Source organism: Parapedobacter flavus, assembly GCF_035818675.1.
Taxonomy (GTDB): Bacteria; Bacteroidota; Bacteroidia; order Sphingobacteriales; family Sphingobacteriaceae; genus Parapedobacter; species Parapedobacter flavus.
This window is the reverse complement of the sequence record NZ_JAYKZZ010000001.1, coordinates 414,919-430,746: the sequence shown is the minus strand read 5'-3', so window position 1 is coordinate 430,746 and position 15,828 is coordinate 414,919. Positions and strand designations below refer to the sequence as shown.

General features: G+C 51.4%; 14 protein-coding genes. 7 read left to right on the top strand and 7 right to left on the bottom strand.

Annotated features, from left to right (window positions below):
• Nucleotides 1-11: 11 nt before the first annotated feature.
• Complete coding sequence (locus U9S71_RS01795; protein ID WP_326324778.1) at nt 12-3,122, bottom strand: SusC/RagA family TonB-linked outer membrane protein; 3,111 nt, start codon at nt 3,120-3,122, stop codon at nt 12-14.
• Between the two features lie 374 nt (nt 3,123-3,496).
• Between U9S71_RS01795 and U9S71_RS01790 the strand changes: the two genes are divergently transcribed.
• From U9S71_RS01790 to bcp, 3 genes are read left to right on the top strand one after another with little or no spacing between them, the layout of a single operon-like run.
• Nucleotides 3,497-4,108: a fumarylacetoacetate hydrolase family protein gene (locus U9S71_RS01790; RefSeq protein ID WP_326324776.1), complete on the top strand. Its 612-nt coding sequence runs from the start codon at nt 3,497-3,499 to the stop codon at nt 4,106-4,108.
• 11 nt (nt 4,109-4,119) lie between these two features.
• Complete coding sequence (locus tag U9S71_RS01785; protein ID WP_326324775.1) at nt 4,120-5,811, top strand: M23 family metallopeptidase; 1,692 nt, start codon at nt 4,120-4,122, stop codon at nt 5,809-5,811.
• 21 nt (nt 5,812-5,832) lie between these two features.
• Entirely contained in the window at nt 5,833-6,294 is a 462-nt protein-coding gene (gene bcp, locus U9S71_RS01780) for a thioredoxin-dependent thiol peroxidase (protein ID WP_326324773.1), read from the top strand.
• A 62-nt stretch (nt 6,295-6,356) separates the two neighbouring features.
• On the opposite strand, the gene U9S71_RS01775 is transcribed toward bcp, so the two are convergent.
• Entirely contained in the window at nt 6,357-6,755 is a 399-nt protein-coding gene (locus U9S71_RS01775; protein WP_326324771.1) for a hypothetical protein, read from the bottom strand.
• A gap of 3 nt (nt 6,756-6,758) precedes the next feature.
• The gene (locus tag U9S71_RS01770; RefSeq protein ID WP_326324770.1) at nt 6,759-7,406 is read right to left on the bottom strand and encodes a 4'-phosphopantetheinyl transferase family protein; all 648 of its coding nucleotides are present in this window, start codon (nt 7,404-7,406) and stop codon (nt 6,759-6,761) included.
• Nucleotides 7,407-7,489: 83 nt separating this feature from the next.
• On the opposite strand from U9S71_RS01770, the gene dcd reads away from it, so the two are divergent.
• Entirely contained in the window at nt 7,490-8,026 is a 537-nt protein-coding gene (gene dcd / locus U9S71_RS01765) for a dCTP deaminase (protein ID WP_326324769.1), read from the top strand.
• Here the strand turns inward: dcd and prfB are convergent.
• The 4 genes from prfB to U9S71_RS01745 form a co-directional block, all read right to left on the bottom strand.
• Nucleotides 8,023-9,109 (bottom strand): peptide chain release factor 2 gene (gene prfB, locus U9S71_RS01760; protein ID WP_326325281.1). Its coding sequence is split into 2 segments (ribosomal slippage): nt 8,023-9,048 and nt 9,050-9,109, totalling 1,086 coding nucleotides; the frame shifts between segments, so codons are not numbered across the junction. The two genes, dcd and prfB, sit on opposite strands and share 4 nt — an antisense overlap.
• A 138-nt stretch (nt 9,110-9,247) precedes the next feature.
• On the bottom strand, nt 9,248-10,495 hold the full coding sequence (locus U9S71_RS01755) for a DUF819 family protein (protein ID WP_326324767.1): 1,248 nt from the start codon (nt 10,493-10,495) through the stop codon (nt 9,248-9,250).
• A 110-nt stretch (nt 10,496-10,605) separates the two neighbouring features.
• A complete protein-coding gene (locus U9S71_RS01750; protein ID WP_326324766.1) occupies nt 10,606-12,273 on the bottom strand; it encodes a M56 family metallopeptidase in 1,668 nt (555 codons plus the stop codon).
• Between the two features lie 38 nt (nt 12,274-12,311).
• Nucleotides 12,312-12,692, bottom strand: coding sequence for a BlaI/MecI/CopY family transcriptional regulator (locus U9S71_RS01745; RefSeq protein ID WP_326324765.1), 381 nt, complete (start codon nt 12,690-12,692; stop codon nt 12,312-12,314).
• A 193-nt stretch (nt 12,693-12,885) separates the two neighbouring features.
• Here U9S71_RS01745 and bshA point away from each other — a divergent pair, with 193 nt between their 5' ends.
• From bshA to frr, 3 genes are read left to right on the top strand one after another with little or no spacing between them, the layout of a single operon-like run.
• Nucleotides 12,886-14,013: an N-acetyl-alpha-D-glucosaminyl L-malate synthase BshA gene (gene bshA / locus U9S71_RS01740; RefSeq protein ID WP_326324763.1), complete on the top strand. Its 1,128-nt coding sequence runs from the start codon at nt 12,886-12,888 to the stop codon at nt 14,011-14,013.
• A 53-nt stretch (nt 14,014-14,066) separates the two neighbouring features.
• Nucleotides 14,067-14,774, top strand: a complete 708-nt coding sequence (gene pyrH / locus U9S71_RS01735; RefSeq protein ID WP_326324761.1) for a UMP kinase — start codon at nt 14,067-14,069, stop codon at nt 14,772-14,774.
• 36 nt (nt 14,775-14,810) lie between these two features.
• Nucleotides 14,811-15,374, top strand: a complete 564-nt coding sequence (gene frr, locus U9S71_RS01730; RefSeq protein ID WP_326324760.1) for a ribosome recycling factor — start codon at nt 14,811-14,813, stop codon at nt 15,372-15,374.
• Nucleotides 15,375-15,828: the final 454 nt, after the last annotated feature.

Sequence of the window (15,828 nt, the reverse complement as noted above, 5' to 3'; positions counted from 1 at the left end):
TAGTTTTAAGGTTAGAATTGGAAACTGGTGCCTATCGTAAACGTGCGTGGGTTGGGGTATTGGAAGAAGAAAATATTCTGCCCCCATTGATTGCCGCCCCAAGATGTGGCCTCCGGATCGTATCCTTTGAATTCCTTGGAATCGATCAGGAATGCATTCTGTACGCTGGCATAGACCCGCAGGCCTTTCAGGTTCATCCTGTCCAGCGACACGCTGCCGAAATTGTATCCAAGCGAGATGAGGTTTCCGCGCAGATACGAGCCATCCGCTACCCAATGGTCATCCACTTCGCTGTTCTGGCCAGAATAAGCACCGTTTCTAATCTGTTGCACCATCGTATTTTGGTTGGTTTCCGTCCAACTGTCATACAAGGTTGTTGCCAAGCCGTTTGACAGGCCGGTACGATCTTCCATGGAGTGCGTGAACTGCTGCAGGATATCCACTCCCCAAACAAACTGGAGGTCGACAGTAAGGTCGAAATTCTTATAGCTGAAGTTATTCACGAAGCTACCTACCCAGTCGGGCAGGCCGTTGCCAATGATGGTCCGTTCGGCACTACGCTTGGCAACACCCGGAATGGCGCCTACTGCCGCAGCTTCATCAGCTTCATCCGCACCCCACGTTCCCAACCGCTGGTAGCCCCAATACGAGCTCAGCGGCTCACCTACGCGCAATATGGTTTGGCTTCCCGACACCCAGTTGGGGCCCGGAAAGATATCCTCGTCATTTTCTCCCAACTCCTCAATACGATTTTTGTTGAAACTGAAGTTGAGTGTAGACTCCCAATTGAACGCATCATTCGCTATTGGCACACCACTTAACAGTACTTCAACACCTCGGTTGGATACCGAGCCGATATTATCTCTTACCCCCGTGAAACCGGTGGAAGTAGGTACCGGCTTATCGAGCAGTAAATCCGTCGTAAGTTTGTAGTAATAATCGAATGCCACGGTAAGACGACGGTTATACATTGCCAAGTCAAAGCCAACATCAAATTGGTTGGTCTTCTCCCATTCCAAATTGGGGTTTGGCAGGCGATTGACATAGCTTTGTGACACGCGGCCTCCATTAAGCAGCGTCGTTCCGGTCGATATCGTTCCGAGCGATTGGTACGTAGGGATTTCGGTATTACCGGTTATCCCGTAACTCGAACGGATTTTAAGCTCGTCCAACGCTTGCACATCGCTTAAAAATGACTCTTCCGATAACACCCAGCCCAGACCTGCCGACGGAAAGATACCATACTTGTTGTTTTCACCGAATCGCGACGAACCGTCAATCCGGCCCGTTACGGTCACCAAATAGCGGTCTTTGTAGCTGTAGCTCCCCCGCAAAAAATAAGAGTTCATCGCCCATTTGTCGTACGACGACCCCGGTGCCCCCGGTTGGCTGGCCGATTGGATGGCGTTGAAACGGAAAAAATCGTCCGCGAAACCCTCGGCAGAAACCCAATTGTTCTCATAGATCCGTTGCTGCCAACTTAATCCGAGTACAGAATTAATACGGTGGTCGCCTATCTCCTTGTTGTAATTCAGGTAAGTTTCCTCCTGCCAATAAAAAGACCGCTGGTTTTCCAGGTAAGCACGGCCCAGTGGCTGTGAAATGTTAATCAAGTCAGTCGGGCTGTACTCCTGGATGTTGGTATCGTGCTTGTCAAATCCGAATTGCGTACGTAGATCCAATCCGGGCAGGATGTGGAACGTAAGGTAAGCATTTCCAAACAGCTGTTGCCGCTTGCGGAGCCGATCCTGTGTTTCCAGTACATGCACCGGATTAGGGATAGCCTCCAAGCCGAACGGGTCGGTGATCATACTGCTATTCGACCATGTCCCATCGGGGAACTTCACCGGAAATATCGGCACCATCTCAAGCATCGACCGCCGTGGCATCTGGTGCCCCCCGCCTTCTTCGAATTCATTTTCTTTCGTGTAATTCGCCAGCAAATTAACTCCCAAAGACAGCCAATCTTTTGGCTGGGCATCGTAAGCAATCTTACCATTGATGCGTTGCACATCATTGCGAAGCATAATCCCTTGCATGTTCGCATAGTTGATAAAGGCGCCAAACGACGAATTATCGGCCTTGGTTTGTACGGCAAACTGGTGGTTGTGAGACACCGCCGTACGTGTCGCTTCTTCCTGCCAATCGGTATCGTACAAGGGGTTCCCTTCTGCATCGAAGAGCCTTGGGTCATCCCTGGTAAGTGTTGGAATAGTGCCCGTACTGTATTTGGTGTGGTTGGCAAAACCACGCTCAATGACCTCCAGCCATTCGGCGGAATTAAGCACATCGATCTTGCGCGGCAGTGTACCCACATTCAGGAAACCGTCGTAACTCACGACCGTACCGGCGACTTTCGCGCCCCGTTTGGTACTGATCAATATGACACCATTTGCTCCCCGGGCACCGTAGATGGCCGTGGATGAGGCGTCTTTAAGGATCTCCATCCGCTCGATGTCGTTGGGATTGAGGAATTGGATGCTCTCCATCGCTACCCCATCAACGACAAACAACGGGTTTGAAGAGGAATTTATGGTACCCAGCCCCCTGATCAGGATACGCGGACTCCCTGATGGGGAACCCGAGTTCAGGAACACGTTGACGCCCGCAACGCGGCCCTTCATACCTTGTAGCGCGTTGTTGACCGGAGCTTGCAGCAAGTCTTCTGCCGACAGCACCCCTATTGATCCCGTCAAGTCGGATTTCCGCTGCGTACCATACCCTACCACCACCACTTCCTCTAAACTCTCGGCGTCTTCTTCCAGCCGTACATTAATGGTGGCTGCCTGCCCCACCACAATTTCCTGAGGTGTATAACCCAAATAAGAAAACACCAGGATTTCGCCCGCCTCAGCCGCAATCGTGTACTGTCCCGAGTCATTGGTCGCCGCCCCCCGTGAGGTACCTTTCACGGCAACCGACACGCCTGTCAAAGGTGCGCTATCTGCGGCACTGGTTACCGTGCCGATAATCGTTTGCTGCGCAGCTGGGGCTATCAGATGTGATCTTGTGTGCCCATTGCTTCCCGCAACTGCAGGCTCCGCCAGCAATGCGGCGGCTAGCGAAAGTAAGGCCAATCGCATACTCCCGCCACATGCATTAGTTAATCGTTGATTCATCATTTTGTGTGTTTGGTAAATCATTCACTTTGGTTCATTATTTATTGTTGGATCAATATATTGTTGGTTCATAACGGGCCGCCGCGCCTGGAAATCGTACCGACTCCCCCACCGCTTTCCATCTGATCAAATACAGCAATCACTAAATTATTTTAGCAAATTGATGAATAAAAAATATGTGTCGCCATGTCTACGAATGTTTTAACAGGTAAGCAACTTTATTTGTTTGTTTTTTCTTTGGTTTGTTAGCTGTGCAACACGAGCCAAACAACGGGGCCAAGGTATGTAATAATTGATGTAGTTGCAAACAAAATCAGCATCAGGCATTTTCCCATTACGGCAAAATTTAGGTAAATTTGCCCCAAACAGCGTAAAACATGAAGATTATCGCCATTGGCCGAAACTATACCGAACATGCCAAGGAGCTACACAATCCGGTACCGGAACAGCCGATTATTTTTCTTAAACCCGACACCGCACTCTTGAAAGACAACCGCGATTTCTATTATCCGGCTTTCTCCGAAAACATCCACCACGAAGTGGAAGTCGTTCTCCGCATCGCCAAAGAAGGAAGACACATCGGCGCGAAGTTTGCGCATACCTATTACGATGCTATCGGCTTAGGAATCGACTTCACCGCGCGGGATATCCAACAGCAACACAAGGAAAAGTCCTTGCCATGGGAGCTCGCAAAGGCATTTGATGGGTCGGCACCCGTTAGCACGCTGTATCCAAAAGATACGTTCGGCGACGTCTATAACCTCGCTTTTCGATTGGATAAAAATGGAGAGACGGTACAACAGGGCAACACCACCGACTTAATTTTTTCATTTGAGGACATCTTGGTGTTCGTGTCGCAGTATATCACCCTGCGCAAGGGCGACCTGATTTTCACCGGTACACCGGCAGGCGTGGGTCCGGTAGCTATCGGCGATTACCTCGAAGGATACATCGGCAACCAACGCGTGTTCCATTTTCATGTAAAATAACAATAGCGTATATGAAGGTTTTCTGTTTCTGTATCGGCCTGTTTTTCGCAACGCTTATGGCTGGGGCGCAACCCAGCATCATCACTACGCGCGATTACCCCGTTGGCTATTTCCGGAACCCACTGAGCATTGCACCCCAGGCCTCGGGCACATTCGGTGAACTGCGGTCGACACATCTCCATGCCGGCGATGACTACCGTACCCAGCAACGGGTGGGTTTACCGATCTTCGCCGTGGCCGATGGATACGTATCGCGCATACGCGTACAGATAGGGGGCGGTGGTAACTCCGTGTATATTGCCCACCCCAACGGGTACACCAGCGTGTACCTGCACATGCAAGAGTTCACCCCCCAGCTTGCAGCCATTGTAAAAGCAAAGCAATATGAACTGGAGCGCTTTGACGTGGATGTTCCGCTAGACTCAACGACCTTATTACTGAAAAAAGGCGACCGAATAGGTTTATCAGGCAACACAGGCAGTTCCCAAGGACCACACCTCCATTTCGAATTACGCGATACCGAAACCGAAGCGCCCCTTAATCCGCAGCTCTTCGGACTGGAATTTCCCGATAACATCCCCCCCACCATACGCGGCGTAACCGTGTATGATCTTGCCGACCGGCCCTTCAGTGAACTGACGCCGAGAAGGCACCTGTCGTTGACCGACAAGCAGACCATCCGTGTAAACGGCCGGTTCGGCATCGGTATCAACACCTCCGACCGGCATAACGGCACCACCTTCAATAATGGTGTATACTCCATCGAGCTCTGCTTGGACAATAAACCTATCAGCACCGTCCTTTTTGAAGAATTGTCGTTTGCTACTTCGCGGGCTATCCACTCCTACATCGATTACCCCTATTACATCCTCAAGCGAACGCGGATACAGAAGAGTTTTAAAGACCCCAATAACCCCATCAACATTTTCCATTTCCTCGAGGGCGATGGCAGCATCATGATTACCGATAACCTCGAGCACACCCTCATGTACCGGGTGCGCGACGTGCATGGAAACACCAGCACCCATACCCTGAAAGTGAAAAACGACCCATCGTATATACCCGACCGGCAACGCACTACCGGTACGGCAATGTTCAGGTACGACAGCGAAAACCGCTTCGCTGCCGACCATATCGAAGTCATCATGCCCAAAGGGGCGCTGTACGACCATCTGCATTTCAACTACCACCAAGGAGCCCGTCCGAAAGATGGATACTCGATGGTACAGCACGTGCATAACCGTTTCATCCCGCTCTTCGAAAGCTATGAACTCAAGATCAAACCCGACAGCACGCTGACCGATGCCCTGAAAGCCAAAGCCATCATTGTCAACGACCACGGCAACTCGTACGGCGGTAACTTCGATGACGGCTGGGTACGTACCAAAACCCGCTCGTTCGGCAGCTTCCACATCGCCGTGGATACCGTGCCGCCAACTATCAGTCCGCAGAACATCAGCCCGGGCAAAGACATGGGGGCGGCGCGGCGCGTAAGCTTCAAAATTTCCGATAACCTATCGGGCATCCAATCATTCAATGGCTACATCGATGGCAAATGGGTGCTGATGGCGTACGACCCCAAATCACGATCACTGTGGCATGAATTTGAGCCTAGCCTACCCACCAGCAAGCATCAGTTACGGTTGGAGGTGGTCGACTGGAAAGACAACAAACAGGTTTATGAGGCCTCATTTTTAAAATAACACATCGAAATCCGTAAAATTATGGCAATACTGAAAGTGGGCGACAAAGCCCCGGCAATCACAGCGACAAACCAACACGGCCAAGCGGTGTCTTTGAGCGACTTCAAAGGCAAGAAGGTCATTCTCTATTTTTACCCGAAAGATAACACCCCAGGCTGCACCACCGAGGCTTGCAACTACCGCGACAACTATCAATCGCTGCTGGCGGATGGGGTTGAGGTTATTGGTGTCAGCGTCAACTCCGAACGCTCCCACCGCAATTTCGCCAGCAAATACAACCTGCCTTTTAACTTACTTGTTGACACCGACCAGCGCATCGTCAACGACTATGGTGTTTGGGCTCAAAAGTCACTCTTCGGAAGAAAATACATGGGCACGCTGCGCACCACGTTCGTCATCGACGAGGAAGGCGTCATCACACATATCATAGACAAGGTCGATAACCAGCGGGCCTCCCAGCAGGTGAGGGAATTACTCGGCTGATCTGCCCAACATGACTTTCGTCAGGCTACAGTTACCTGATTTGCCGACCGATGAGGTCGCCGTCAGCTACCGACCGCCGCGTTGATAGCGGCCCGGCGCGCAATGTGGGCAAACGATACCACTTTGTGTTCCTGCTCCAGCACATCATAGATGAGCAGTACCTTCTCCCATATCCGGTCCCGCTCGGCATCCTCCCCGCGCATCTCAGCAGCGGTGTCCAAAAAATCGGCTAGCAGACTCAGCTCCTCGGGGAGAAAGTCTGCCTTATCCAATTGCTGACGGAAGATATTCGCCGGTGTTTCCAGCAGGTCGGTAATCGACGTCCCGAAATATTCGCCCAGCACCGATTCCAATGTCGCTACCGCCTCGGCATGTTGATCTTCGACAATAAGCCGTTTCACCTTGGCCAACGTGTGGCTCAGTTGCTGCATCATCGCCGTTAATGAATCTCTTTTCAGCATCGTTTAATCCAACTCTCCTTCCATTACGTAGCCCAGCATATATTCCTGGAATTTTTCATAGTATACTTTAAAGTGCTCCCTGCGGTGCGGTGCATCCAGTTCCAGGAATAATATTCCCTGATCTTGGAAATCAAATGGCTGTATGGTCATATTATCTTTAAAGGATACCCCCTTATTACCTTGCAATTTATACACCGCTTCCTTGGCACACCAGCACGCATAGAGCTTCTCGATATGGTCTCTGCCGATCGCCGCAAGCTCGTCGGCCTTCATGAACTTGTCGGCAATACGGACGATCTTCGGCTTCACCAATTCCAGATCGATACCTACTTCGCCATTGTCGCTCATCATCACCGCCGCATAATCAAACGAGTGCGTCAGTGAAATACGCTGCGGGAAATTCACCAGATAAGGTTTACCGTTTTCGTCTGACGGACAGTCGATGAATCCCGTTGTATCCAACATCGTACGCAATAAAACACGCGTGGCCAGCCAGTGCAGCGTGCGCTTGCCCTTGTTCAACCGACTCAAGATGGCCCTTTCGCGATCATCCAGTTGGATTCGATGGATCAGGTCTTCAGACGATTCTTCAATCCGCCAGATAGCAAACCGAACGTTATTGCCCAACTCCCGTAAATATGCTAAAGCCATGAAACCAAAAATAGCGATTTATTACCAAATACCCCTAAAAATCTGATTCATTAGTGTATTTTTGTCACGAGCTTATTTAAAAAATGATTTTATCCGACAAACGTATCTTAGAGGAGCTGGACAGCGGTTCCATCGTTATCGAGCCTTTCCGGAGGGAATGCCTTGGCACCAATTCGTACGATGTGCACTTGGGCAAATACCTCGCTACATACAGAGACCGCGTACTGGATGCGAAAAAACACAACGAGATTATCCACTTCGAAATCCCAAAGGATGGCTTCGTGCTGGAGCCGAACACGCTATACCTCGGTGTGACACTTGAATATACCGAAACGCATAAGCACGTTCCTTTTCTGGAAGGCAAGTCGAGCACCGGCCGGTTGGGCATCGACATCCACGCTACAGCAGGCAAAGGGGATGTGGGTTTCTGCAACACTTGGACACTAGAGATTTCCGTGGCGCAGCCCGTGCGCATTTATGCGGGTATGCCCATTGGCCAGCTGATCTATTTCCACGTGGAGGGCGATATCGAAATTCTGTACAATACCAAAGGCAATGCCAAGTACAACAATAAGACCACCCGCCCCGTGGAGAGTATGATGTGGAAGAATGAATTTTAACTCCCGCCGAACTCCATCAGATAAGCCTTCAGGAATTCATCAATATCACCATCAAGCACAGCTTGCGTGTTGGAAGTCTCCACGTTGGTACGCAGGTCCTTCACCAGCTTATAGGGATGCAGCACATAATTCCTGATTTGCGAGCCCCACTCAATTTTCTTCTTGCTCCCCTCTATCGCCGCGCTGGCTTCCTCCCGTTTGCGCATCTCGATTTCGTACAGCTGTGATTTCAGTAGACGCAATGCATTGTCTTTGTTTTGCAGTTGCGAGCGCGACTCTTGGTTTTTGATGATGATGCCCGTAGGTTTATGGTGCAGGCGCACAGCCGTTTCCACCTTATTCACGTTCTGGCCACCGGCGCCGCCGGACCGGAAGGTATCCCACTCGATTTCCGAGTCCTTCACGTCGATTTCGATGTTGTCGTCCACCAGCGGATATACGTATACAGATGCAAAAGACGTGTGCCGCTTGGCATTGGAGTCGAACGGCGAGATACGCACCAGTCGGTGCACACCATTTTCGCCTTTCAGGTATCCGTAGGCGAAGTCGCCCGAAAACTGTAGCGTGACGGTTTTGATACCTGCCACATCACCTTCCTGATAATCCTGCTCGGTCACTTTGTAGCCGTTGCTTTCGCCCCACATGATGTACATCCGCATCAGCATGCCCGCCCAGTCGCAACTCTCCGTACCGCCGGCGCCGGCCGTAATCTGCAATACGGCATCCAGCTGGTCTTCTTCCGCACTGAGCATGTTTTTAAACTCCAGTGCTTCCACCCTGTCTAGCGCAATGTCATACTGTTCCTGCGCTTCGCCTTCGGAAGCATCGCCGGCCTGGTAAAACTCGAACATCACGGCGGTGTCGTCCACCGAAGCGGCGACCTCGTCGAAGTGGTCGGTCCAGATTTTCTTGCTCTTAATGGATTGCAGGACTTTCTCGGCCGCCTTGGAGTCGTCCCAAAAGCCGGGCTCCAACGTGGTGGCCTGTTCGCTTTCTATTTGGTTCTTGCGCGCATCGATGTCAAAGGTGCCTCCTTAGGGAAGCTGTTCTATCCCTCAAGTCCTGTATCTGTTCTTTGGTCATGAGCGCAAAGGTATGGATTTTTGATGTTTTCCGGTTTATCTTTTTCACGCAAAGGTCGCAAAGGTCTGTCGCAAAGATTGCCAAAGACACTTCTTTGCTGGCTTTGCGTGCGTCCTACGGTTGATGGAAAAAAGCCTATCAAGGTGCCACCATCTGCATCAGTATGCCGCACAGGTAACCCCCATACGTACCTACGGCGTAGCCAAGCACGGCAATGAACACACCCACGGGAACCAACGCCGAGTGGAACGCCGCGGCAGTAACCGATGCGGACGCCACGCCGCCGATGTTGGCCATGCTGCCAATGGCCAGGAAAAAGAAAGGGGCTTTAACCAGTTTGGCCACAATGAAAAGCAACAGCGCATGGAAGGCCAACCAGGTGAGACCCACTAAAAATAAGCCAGGATTATCCAAAATAGCGAATATATTCATCTGCATCCCAATCGTGGCAATGAGCACATATAAGAAAACCGTCGCCAAGCGCGATGCGCCTTTCGCTTCCAACCGTCGGGCCTTGGTAAACGACAACCCGATACCCATCATCGTGGCCAACAATATCAACCAGAAAAAGCTCGACGTGAGGCTAAATTTATCAAGCTGCGGGGCATGCATGCTTATATAGTTTGCAATACGGCCCGACAATAAGTGGGCAATCCCGGTTACACCAAAAGCAACCCCCAGCATAATGATGTAATCCTTGGTTTCGTTGACCTTCCCGGTGTCTTCGGTATACGCCTCCATCCGCTGGGTGAGCTCCTGTACTTCATTACCTTCAGCCTTGAAGTAACGGTCGAGCTGCTGTTGCTTGCTTGCTCCATAAAGCAATATAGCCATCCATCCGTACGCCACGAACACATCCACCGCTACGGCGACCGCAAAAATCTCCGCGGGAGGTTCAAAAATACGGAACAGCGCGGCTTGGTTGGCCCCACCGCCGATCCACGAGCCGGCCAGTGTGGCCAACCCCTTCCATACTTCGCCCGACACCACCTCGGGTGCGAACAACGAAAACAACCACACCGCAAACGGCCCACCCAATATGATCCCTATCATACCGGTAAAGAACAACAAACCGGCGTTTTTCCGGAGTTTCCATACTTCCCGGAAATTCAAATTCAAGGTAAAAAGCACCAAACACGCCGGAAGCAGGTAATTGGAGCTCATGCTATACAATTCAGATTCGCTGCCGGATATGACATTGAACGAATTGAACAATCCCGGCACAAAATAACAGAGCAACAGCGGCGGCAAGATGGTATAAAACTTACGGAGTCCGGCATGTTTACTGTTGGATGTATAGAAAATGATGGCCAAAATGACCATCAGCAGGCCGAATACAACAGCATCATCGGTAATCAGCGGGGAAGCATTTGCAGTGTTATCCATGGTTGTTAATTGGCGGATCAAACTTCGTTGGTACGCGCCAAAGGTAAAAAAAATGCCCGACTCGTTGGCCGGACATTTTTCACATTTGAAAATACCGAAAGGGATTTCCGTTACTGTTGCAGGTTCAGCCGGATAGGCAAGGTGTACGCCACCCGCACGGGCCGGCCATTCTGAACGCCCGGCGACCACTTGCTGCTGCGTTGCAATACGCGGATGGCGGCGTCACCTGTGCCATATCCCAAATCCCTGACAATTTTCATATCGGTAAGGCTACCGTCTTTTTCGACCACGAACGACACCTGCACTATGCCCTTCACTCCCTCTTCTATTGCCTCTTGCGGGTAATCGTAGTTTTCGCCGATATATTTCATGAATGCCCCCATGCCCCCCTGTGGCTTCGGATCGATCTCGACCGACTGGAATATCAGGTCTTTGGATTCTTCGTCCTGTTCTTTTTCACCTACCCGCACCTGCACCACCGTTGGTTCTGGGAATTGTTTTTTCCCACTGGCCGCCTTGGCATCACCATTCTTTTGTGGAGCGGGTTCAACCATTGGGGGCGGCGGGGGTTGATAGCCCATGATAACGATCTCGCCCAATGCATTATACCCGTTGGGAGCCGGAGGTGGTGACACGTCGACGGGATCAGTATTCGAAAGCCTAAAATGGATATACACCATACTTTTACCCATCGGCGCCGCATGCCGTACCGGATCCAATTGAAGGGCCTTTCTCACCTCTTCCTCCTGCCCATCGCCCAGCTCGTTGAGAAACGAGATATTTTCTATCGCGCCGCCGTCGGTCTTTTCAAAGGTAAAGGCCAGTATGCCCTGTGTGCCGTTGCGTATGGCCTCCTCCCGATACATCACATGCATACCCAAGGCCTTCTTAAACGCCTTCGCATCGACCGTCCCCGCTGTCGATGACAACGTTTCCGTGGAATCGGTCTCCCCTCCGGCCTTACCTTGATGGTTACACGCCAGCGAAAAAACAAGCATCCCCGCAACGACCGGTAACAATGCGGCATAGCGCCAGCCGTGGCCATTGGGCGACTTATCGCGCAACAGCATGGCGATACGCCGCTTCAACAGGTTACTGTTTGAGAACGAGTTGACCAATGCCGGGCCGCTTGCTCCCATGGCACGCGACACCAACAGCTCGGCATACGCAAATTGGTCGTCGGCAGCGGTCCGCCCATCGGCAATATATTCATGCTGCAGCCGCAGGGCCCGTTCATAGAGGTACACCACCGGGTTGAACCAATTGAAAATCTTCACCACCTGCATCACCACAATATCCGCGCTGTGCCACTGCCGCGCATGTACCTGTTCGTGGTGGGCAATCTGATGACTCCCGTATGCCGTGCGGTCAATGCGTATCATGCCGAAAAAGGAAAAAGCCTCACCAGCCCGCCCCCGTCGCAGTGCGCGGACGGTCCCAAATGCCTGCAACAGCACGTAGAGTGTGGCGATGCTACAACCCACCGCATATAATATGGAAATGTAGGACGTTGCCGATGTCGGGGATTTCGCCATGCCAACCTCACCGGCAAGCGGCTCGGATGCCGAACCACCCAATTCGATAATGGGCAGCTGATACAGGTACACGACACTGTCGTCGAATCCGGCGTATTCGGCAAGTGGAAGTGTAAATGCCAATAACAAGCCCGTGAGCAAATAAATACGGTTCCCCTGGAAGAAGGTTTCCCCGCGCAAAAAGAGGTAATAAAAACCGTAGAAAACACAGAGATATAGGTTGGCTAATACGAAGTACATCATAACGTTAAGTTTTAATCGTGAACGGTTGGGTTACCCCGTTACTTTTTCTTCTTCTTTGCGTCTTCAAGCAGCTTCAACAACTCGTCGGCATCCTTCAAATCGAGCTTCTGCTCGTCAAGGAAGAACGAAAGCATGTTCCTCGCCGAATTGTCGAAATAACCGTGAAGCAGCTTACCCGCCGCAAACGTGCGGTAGTCTTCTTTGGATACCACGGCGTAGTACCGGTGGCTTTTGCCGAATGCCTCATGGGCCACAAAACCCTTGGTCTCCAATATCCGTACAATGGTGGACACCGTATTGTAAGCCGGCTTGGGATCGGGCAGCCGCTCGATAATGTCTTTGACAAAACCTTTCTTCAGGTCCCATAGTTCCTGCATGATCTGTTCTTCAGCACGCGTCAGTTCCTTGAGTTCTTTCATTGTATCTTATTTTTCGTTAAATCCATCCTGTTTACATCACCAAAGGTACAAACTAATATTATAGTTTCATAATTAATTCTTTAGTTTTTACAAAAGCCGTCAAAACGTTTGATTATCCCAATCTTTTTACGTTCGTATGAATATCCCAACGGGAAATTTATCCGTACTTTGCTGGCAACAAATACGGCAGTACATGAAAATCGGTATCGTATGTTATCCCACCTTTGGTGGAAGCGGTGTAGTTGCTACGGAATTGGGTAAGGCTTTGGCTGCTAATGGGCACCAGATTCACTTCATCACCTACAGCCAACCGGCCCGGCTGGATTTCTTTTCGGAAAACCTCTACTACCATGAGGTAACGATATCCAAATACCCGTTGTTCGACTTCCCCCCCTACGAACTCGCATTGGCGAGCAAGCTAGTGGATGTAGTACGGTTTGAAAAACTAGATGTACTGCATGTGCATTACGCCATCCCGCACGCCTCAGCGGCGTTCATGGCCAAGCAGATCCTGGCCACCTATGGCATCAATATACCGGTAGTCACCACATTGCACGGCACGGACATCACCTTGGTGGGTAAAGACGCCAGCTACAGTCCGGTGGTTACTTTTTCCATCAACCAGTCGGACGGGGTTACGGCGGTTTCCGAAAACCTGAAAGCGGAGACATTGGATCATTTCGACATCAAGCGCGAAATCCGGGTTATACCGAACTTTATCGATCTGGGTCGGTTCAACCTCCAGCCGCGGCAGCATTTCAAACAGGCCATCGCCCCCGGCGACGAACGCGTGCTGGTGCACACTTCTAACTTCCGGAAGGTGAAGCGCACCACCGATGTGATCCGTATCTTCAAGAAGGTGCAGGAGAAAATCCCCAGCAAGCTGCTGATGGTGGGCGACGGACCTGAACGTACCGCAGCCGAACAATTGTCGCGTGAGCTCGGTGTAGCCAACGACATCCGCTTTCTGGGAAAACAAGATGCCGTTGAAGAAATCCTCTCGGTGTCCGACCTGTTCCTCATCCCTTCCGGTTCGGAAAGTTTCGGCTTGGCCGCCCTGGAAGCCATGGCCTGCAAGGTCCCCGTCATCTCATCAAACACGGGCGGGCTGCCCGAACTGAATATCGATGGGGTAACCGGATTTCTCGCTGAGACAGGTGACGTGGATGCGATGGCGGCCCATGCTATTTATATATTGGAAGATTGCGATCGGCTGCAACAGTTCAAGGAAGCAGCACTGAACCGGGCCAAGGATTTCCAGCTGGCCAACATCATGCCGTTATACGAACAGTATTACAAAGAAGTCATCGCTGGCAGTTAAAAAATTTCTTTTATCTTTGGCGCTTGGGAGTCCCCTTCCAAGACAGTAAAAATATGAAATACAAGCGCATCCTACTCAAACTCAGCGGTGAGGCCCTCATGGGCGACCAGCAATATGGTATCGACATCAACCGCGTCGCCCAATACGCTAAAGACATCAAGGAAATCCACGGCAAGGGGATGGAAATCGCCATCGTTATCGGTGGCGGCAACATCTACCGCGGGCTCAGTGCCGAAAAGGCGGGCATGGATCGTGTGCAGGCCGACTATATGGGTATGTTGGCCACGGTGATCAACAGCATGGCGCTGCAGGATGCCCTCGAGAAACTCGAAATAAAAACTCGCCTACTCACGGCCATCAAAATGGAGCAGATCTGTGAGCCTTTTATCCGCAGGCGGGCGGTGCGCCACCTCGAAAAAGGCCGCGTGGTTATCTTCGGTGCCGGTACGGGTAACCCCTATTTCACTACCGATACAGCAGCGTCACTCCGCGCCATCGAAATCAATGCCGATGTGGTACTCAAAGGTACCCGTGTAGACGGCATCTATACCGCCGATCCGCTGAAAGATGCATCGGCCACCCGTTTTGACGAGATCACCTTCCAAGATGTGTATAACCGCGGCCTCAGCGTGATGGATATGACCGCCTTCACCCTGTGCCAGGAGAATAAACTACCCATCATTGTTTTCGACATGAACAAGCCCGGTAACCTCGCCCGGTTGGCAAATGGAGAACATGTTGGTACGCTAGTACGAGAATAACGACTGTTGACTAACCCATATAATAAACGCATAACCATGGACGAACTGATATCCTTACAACTGGAAGATAGTACCGAGCAGATGAACAAAGCGGTGGCATTCGCCGAGTCGGAGCTCGTTAAAATCCGTGCGGGCAAGGCCATGCCTTCCATGCTCGACGGCATACACGTAGATTACTACGGTACAGCCACACCACTGGCGCAGGTAAGCAACATCAACACCCCCGATGCCCGTACACTGGTGGTGCAACCTTGGGAGAAAACCATGCTGGCCCCGATCGAAAAAGCCATCCTCGATGCCAACATCGGGTTGACGCCCCAGAATGATGGCAGCATCATCCGGCTCAATATCCCACCGCTCACCGAAGAGCGTCGCCGCGATCTGGTAAAGAAAGTAAAGGAGGAGGCCGAAAGAGGGCGCGTAGCCGTGCGCAACATCCGCAAGGATGCCAATGATACCATCAAGAAGCTGAAAGCCGACGGCGTATCCGAAGATGAAATCAAGGCCGGTGAGGCCGAGGTTCAGAAACTTACTGACACCTACATCACCAAGGTCGATCAATTGGCCGAAGCGAAGGAAAAAGATATCATGACGGTTTAACGGCTGTTATTAGCGTGAAATTCTGACATTTACTTATTGTAGTTAGCTCTGGGTATACGAGGGCTCTGCATGCTGCTCTCCGGATTGCGCTTTCCGTACTCCGGTTTGAGCTAATCCATGTAGGGGTTACGCCTTCCGTACTCCGGTTTGGGCTAATCCATGTAGGGGTTGAGCGTTCCGTACTCCGGTTTGGACGAATCCATGTAGGGGTTGAGCTAATCCATGTAGGGGTTAGGTCTTCCGTACTCCGGTTTGGACGAATCCATGTAGGGGTTAGGCTAATCCATGTAGGGGTTGAGCCATCCGTACTCCGGTTTGGGCGAATCCATGTAGGGGTTGAGCAAATCCATGTAGGGGTTGAGCCATCCGTACTCCGGTTTGGGCGAATCCATGTAGGGGCTTAGCTAATCCATGTAGGGGTTGCGCCTTCCGTACTCCGGTTTGGGCGAATCCA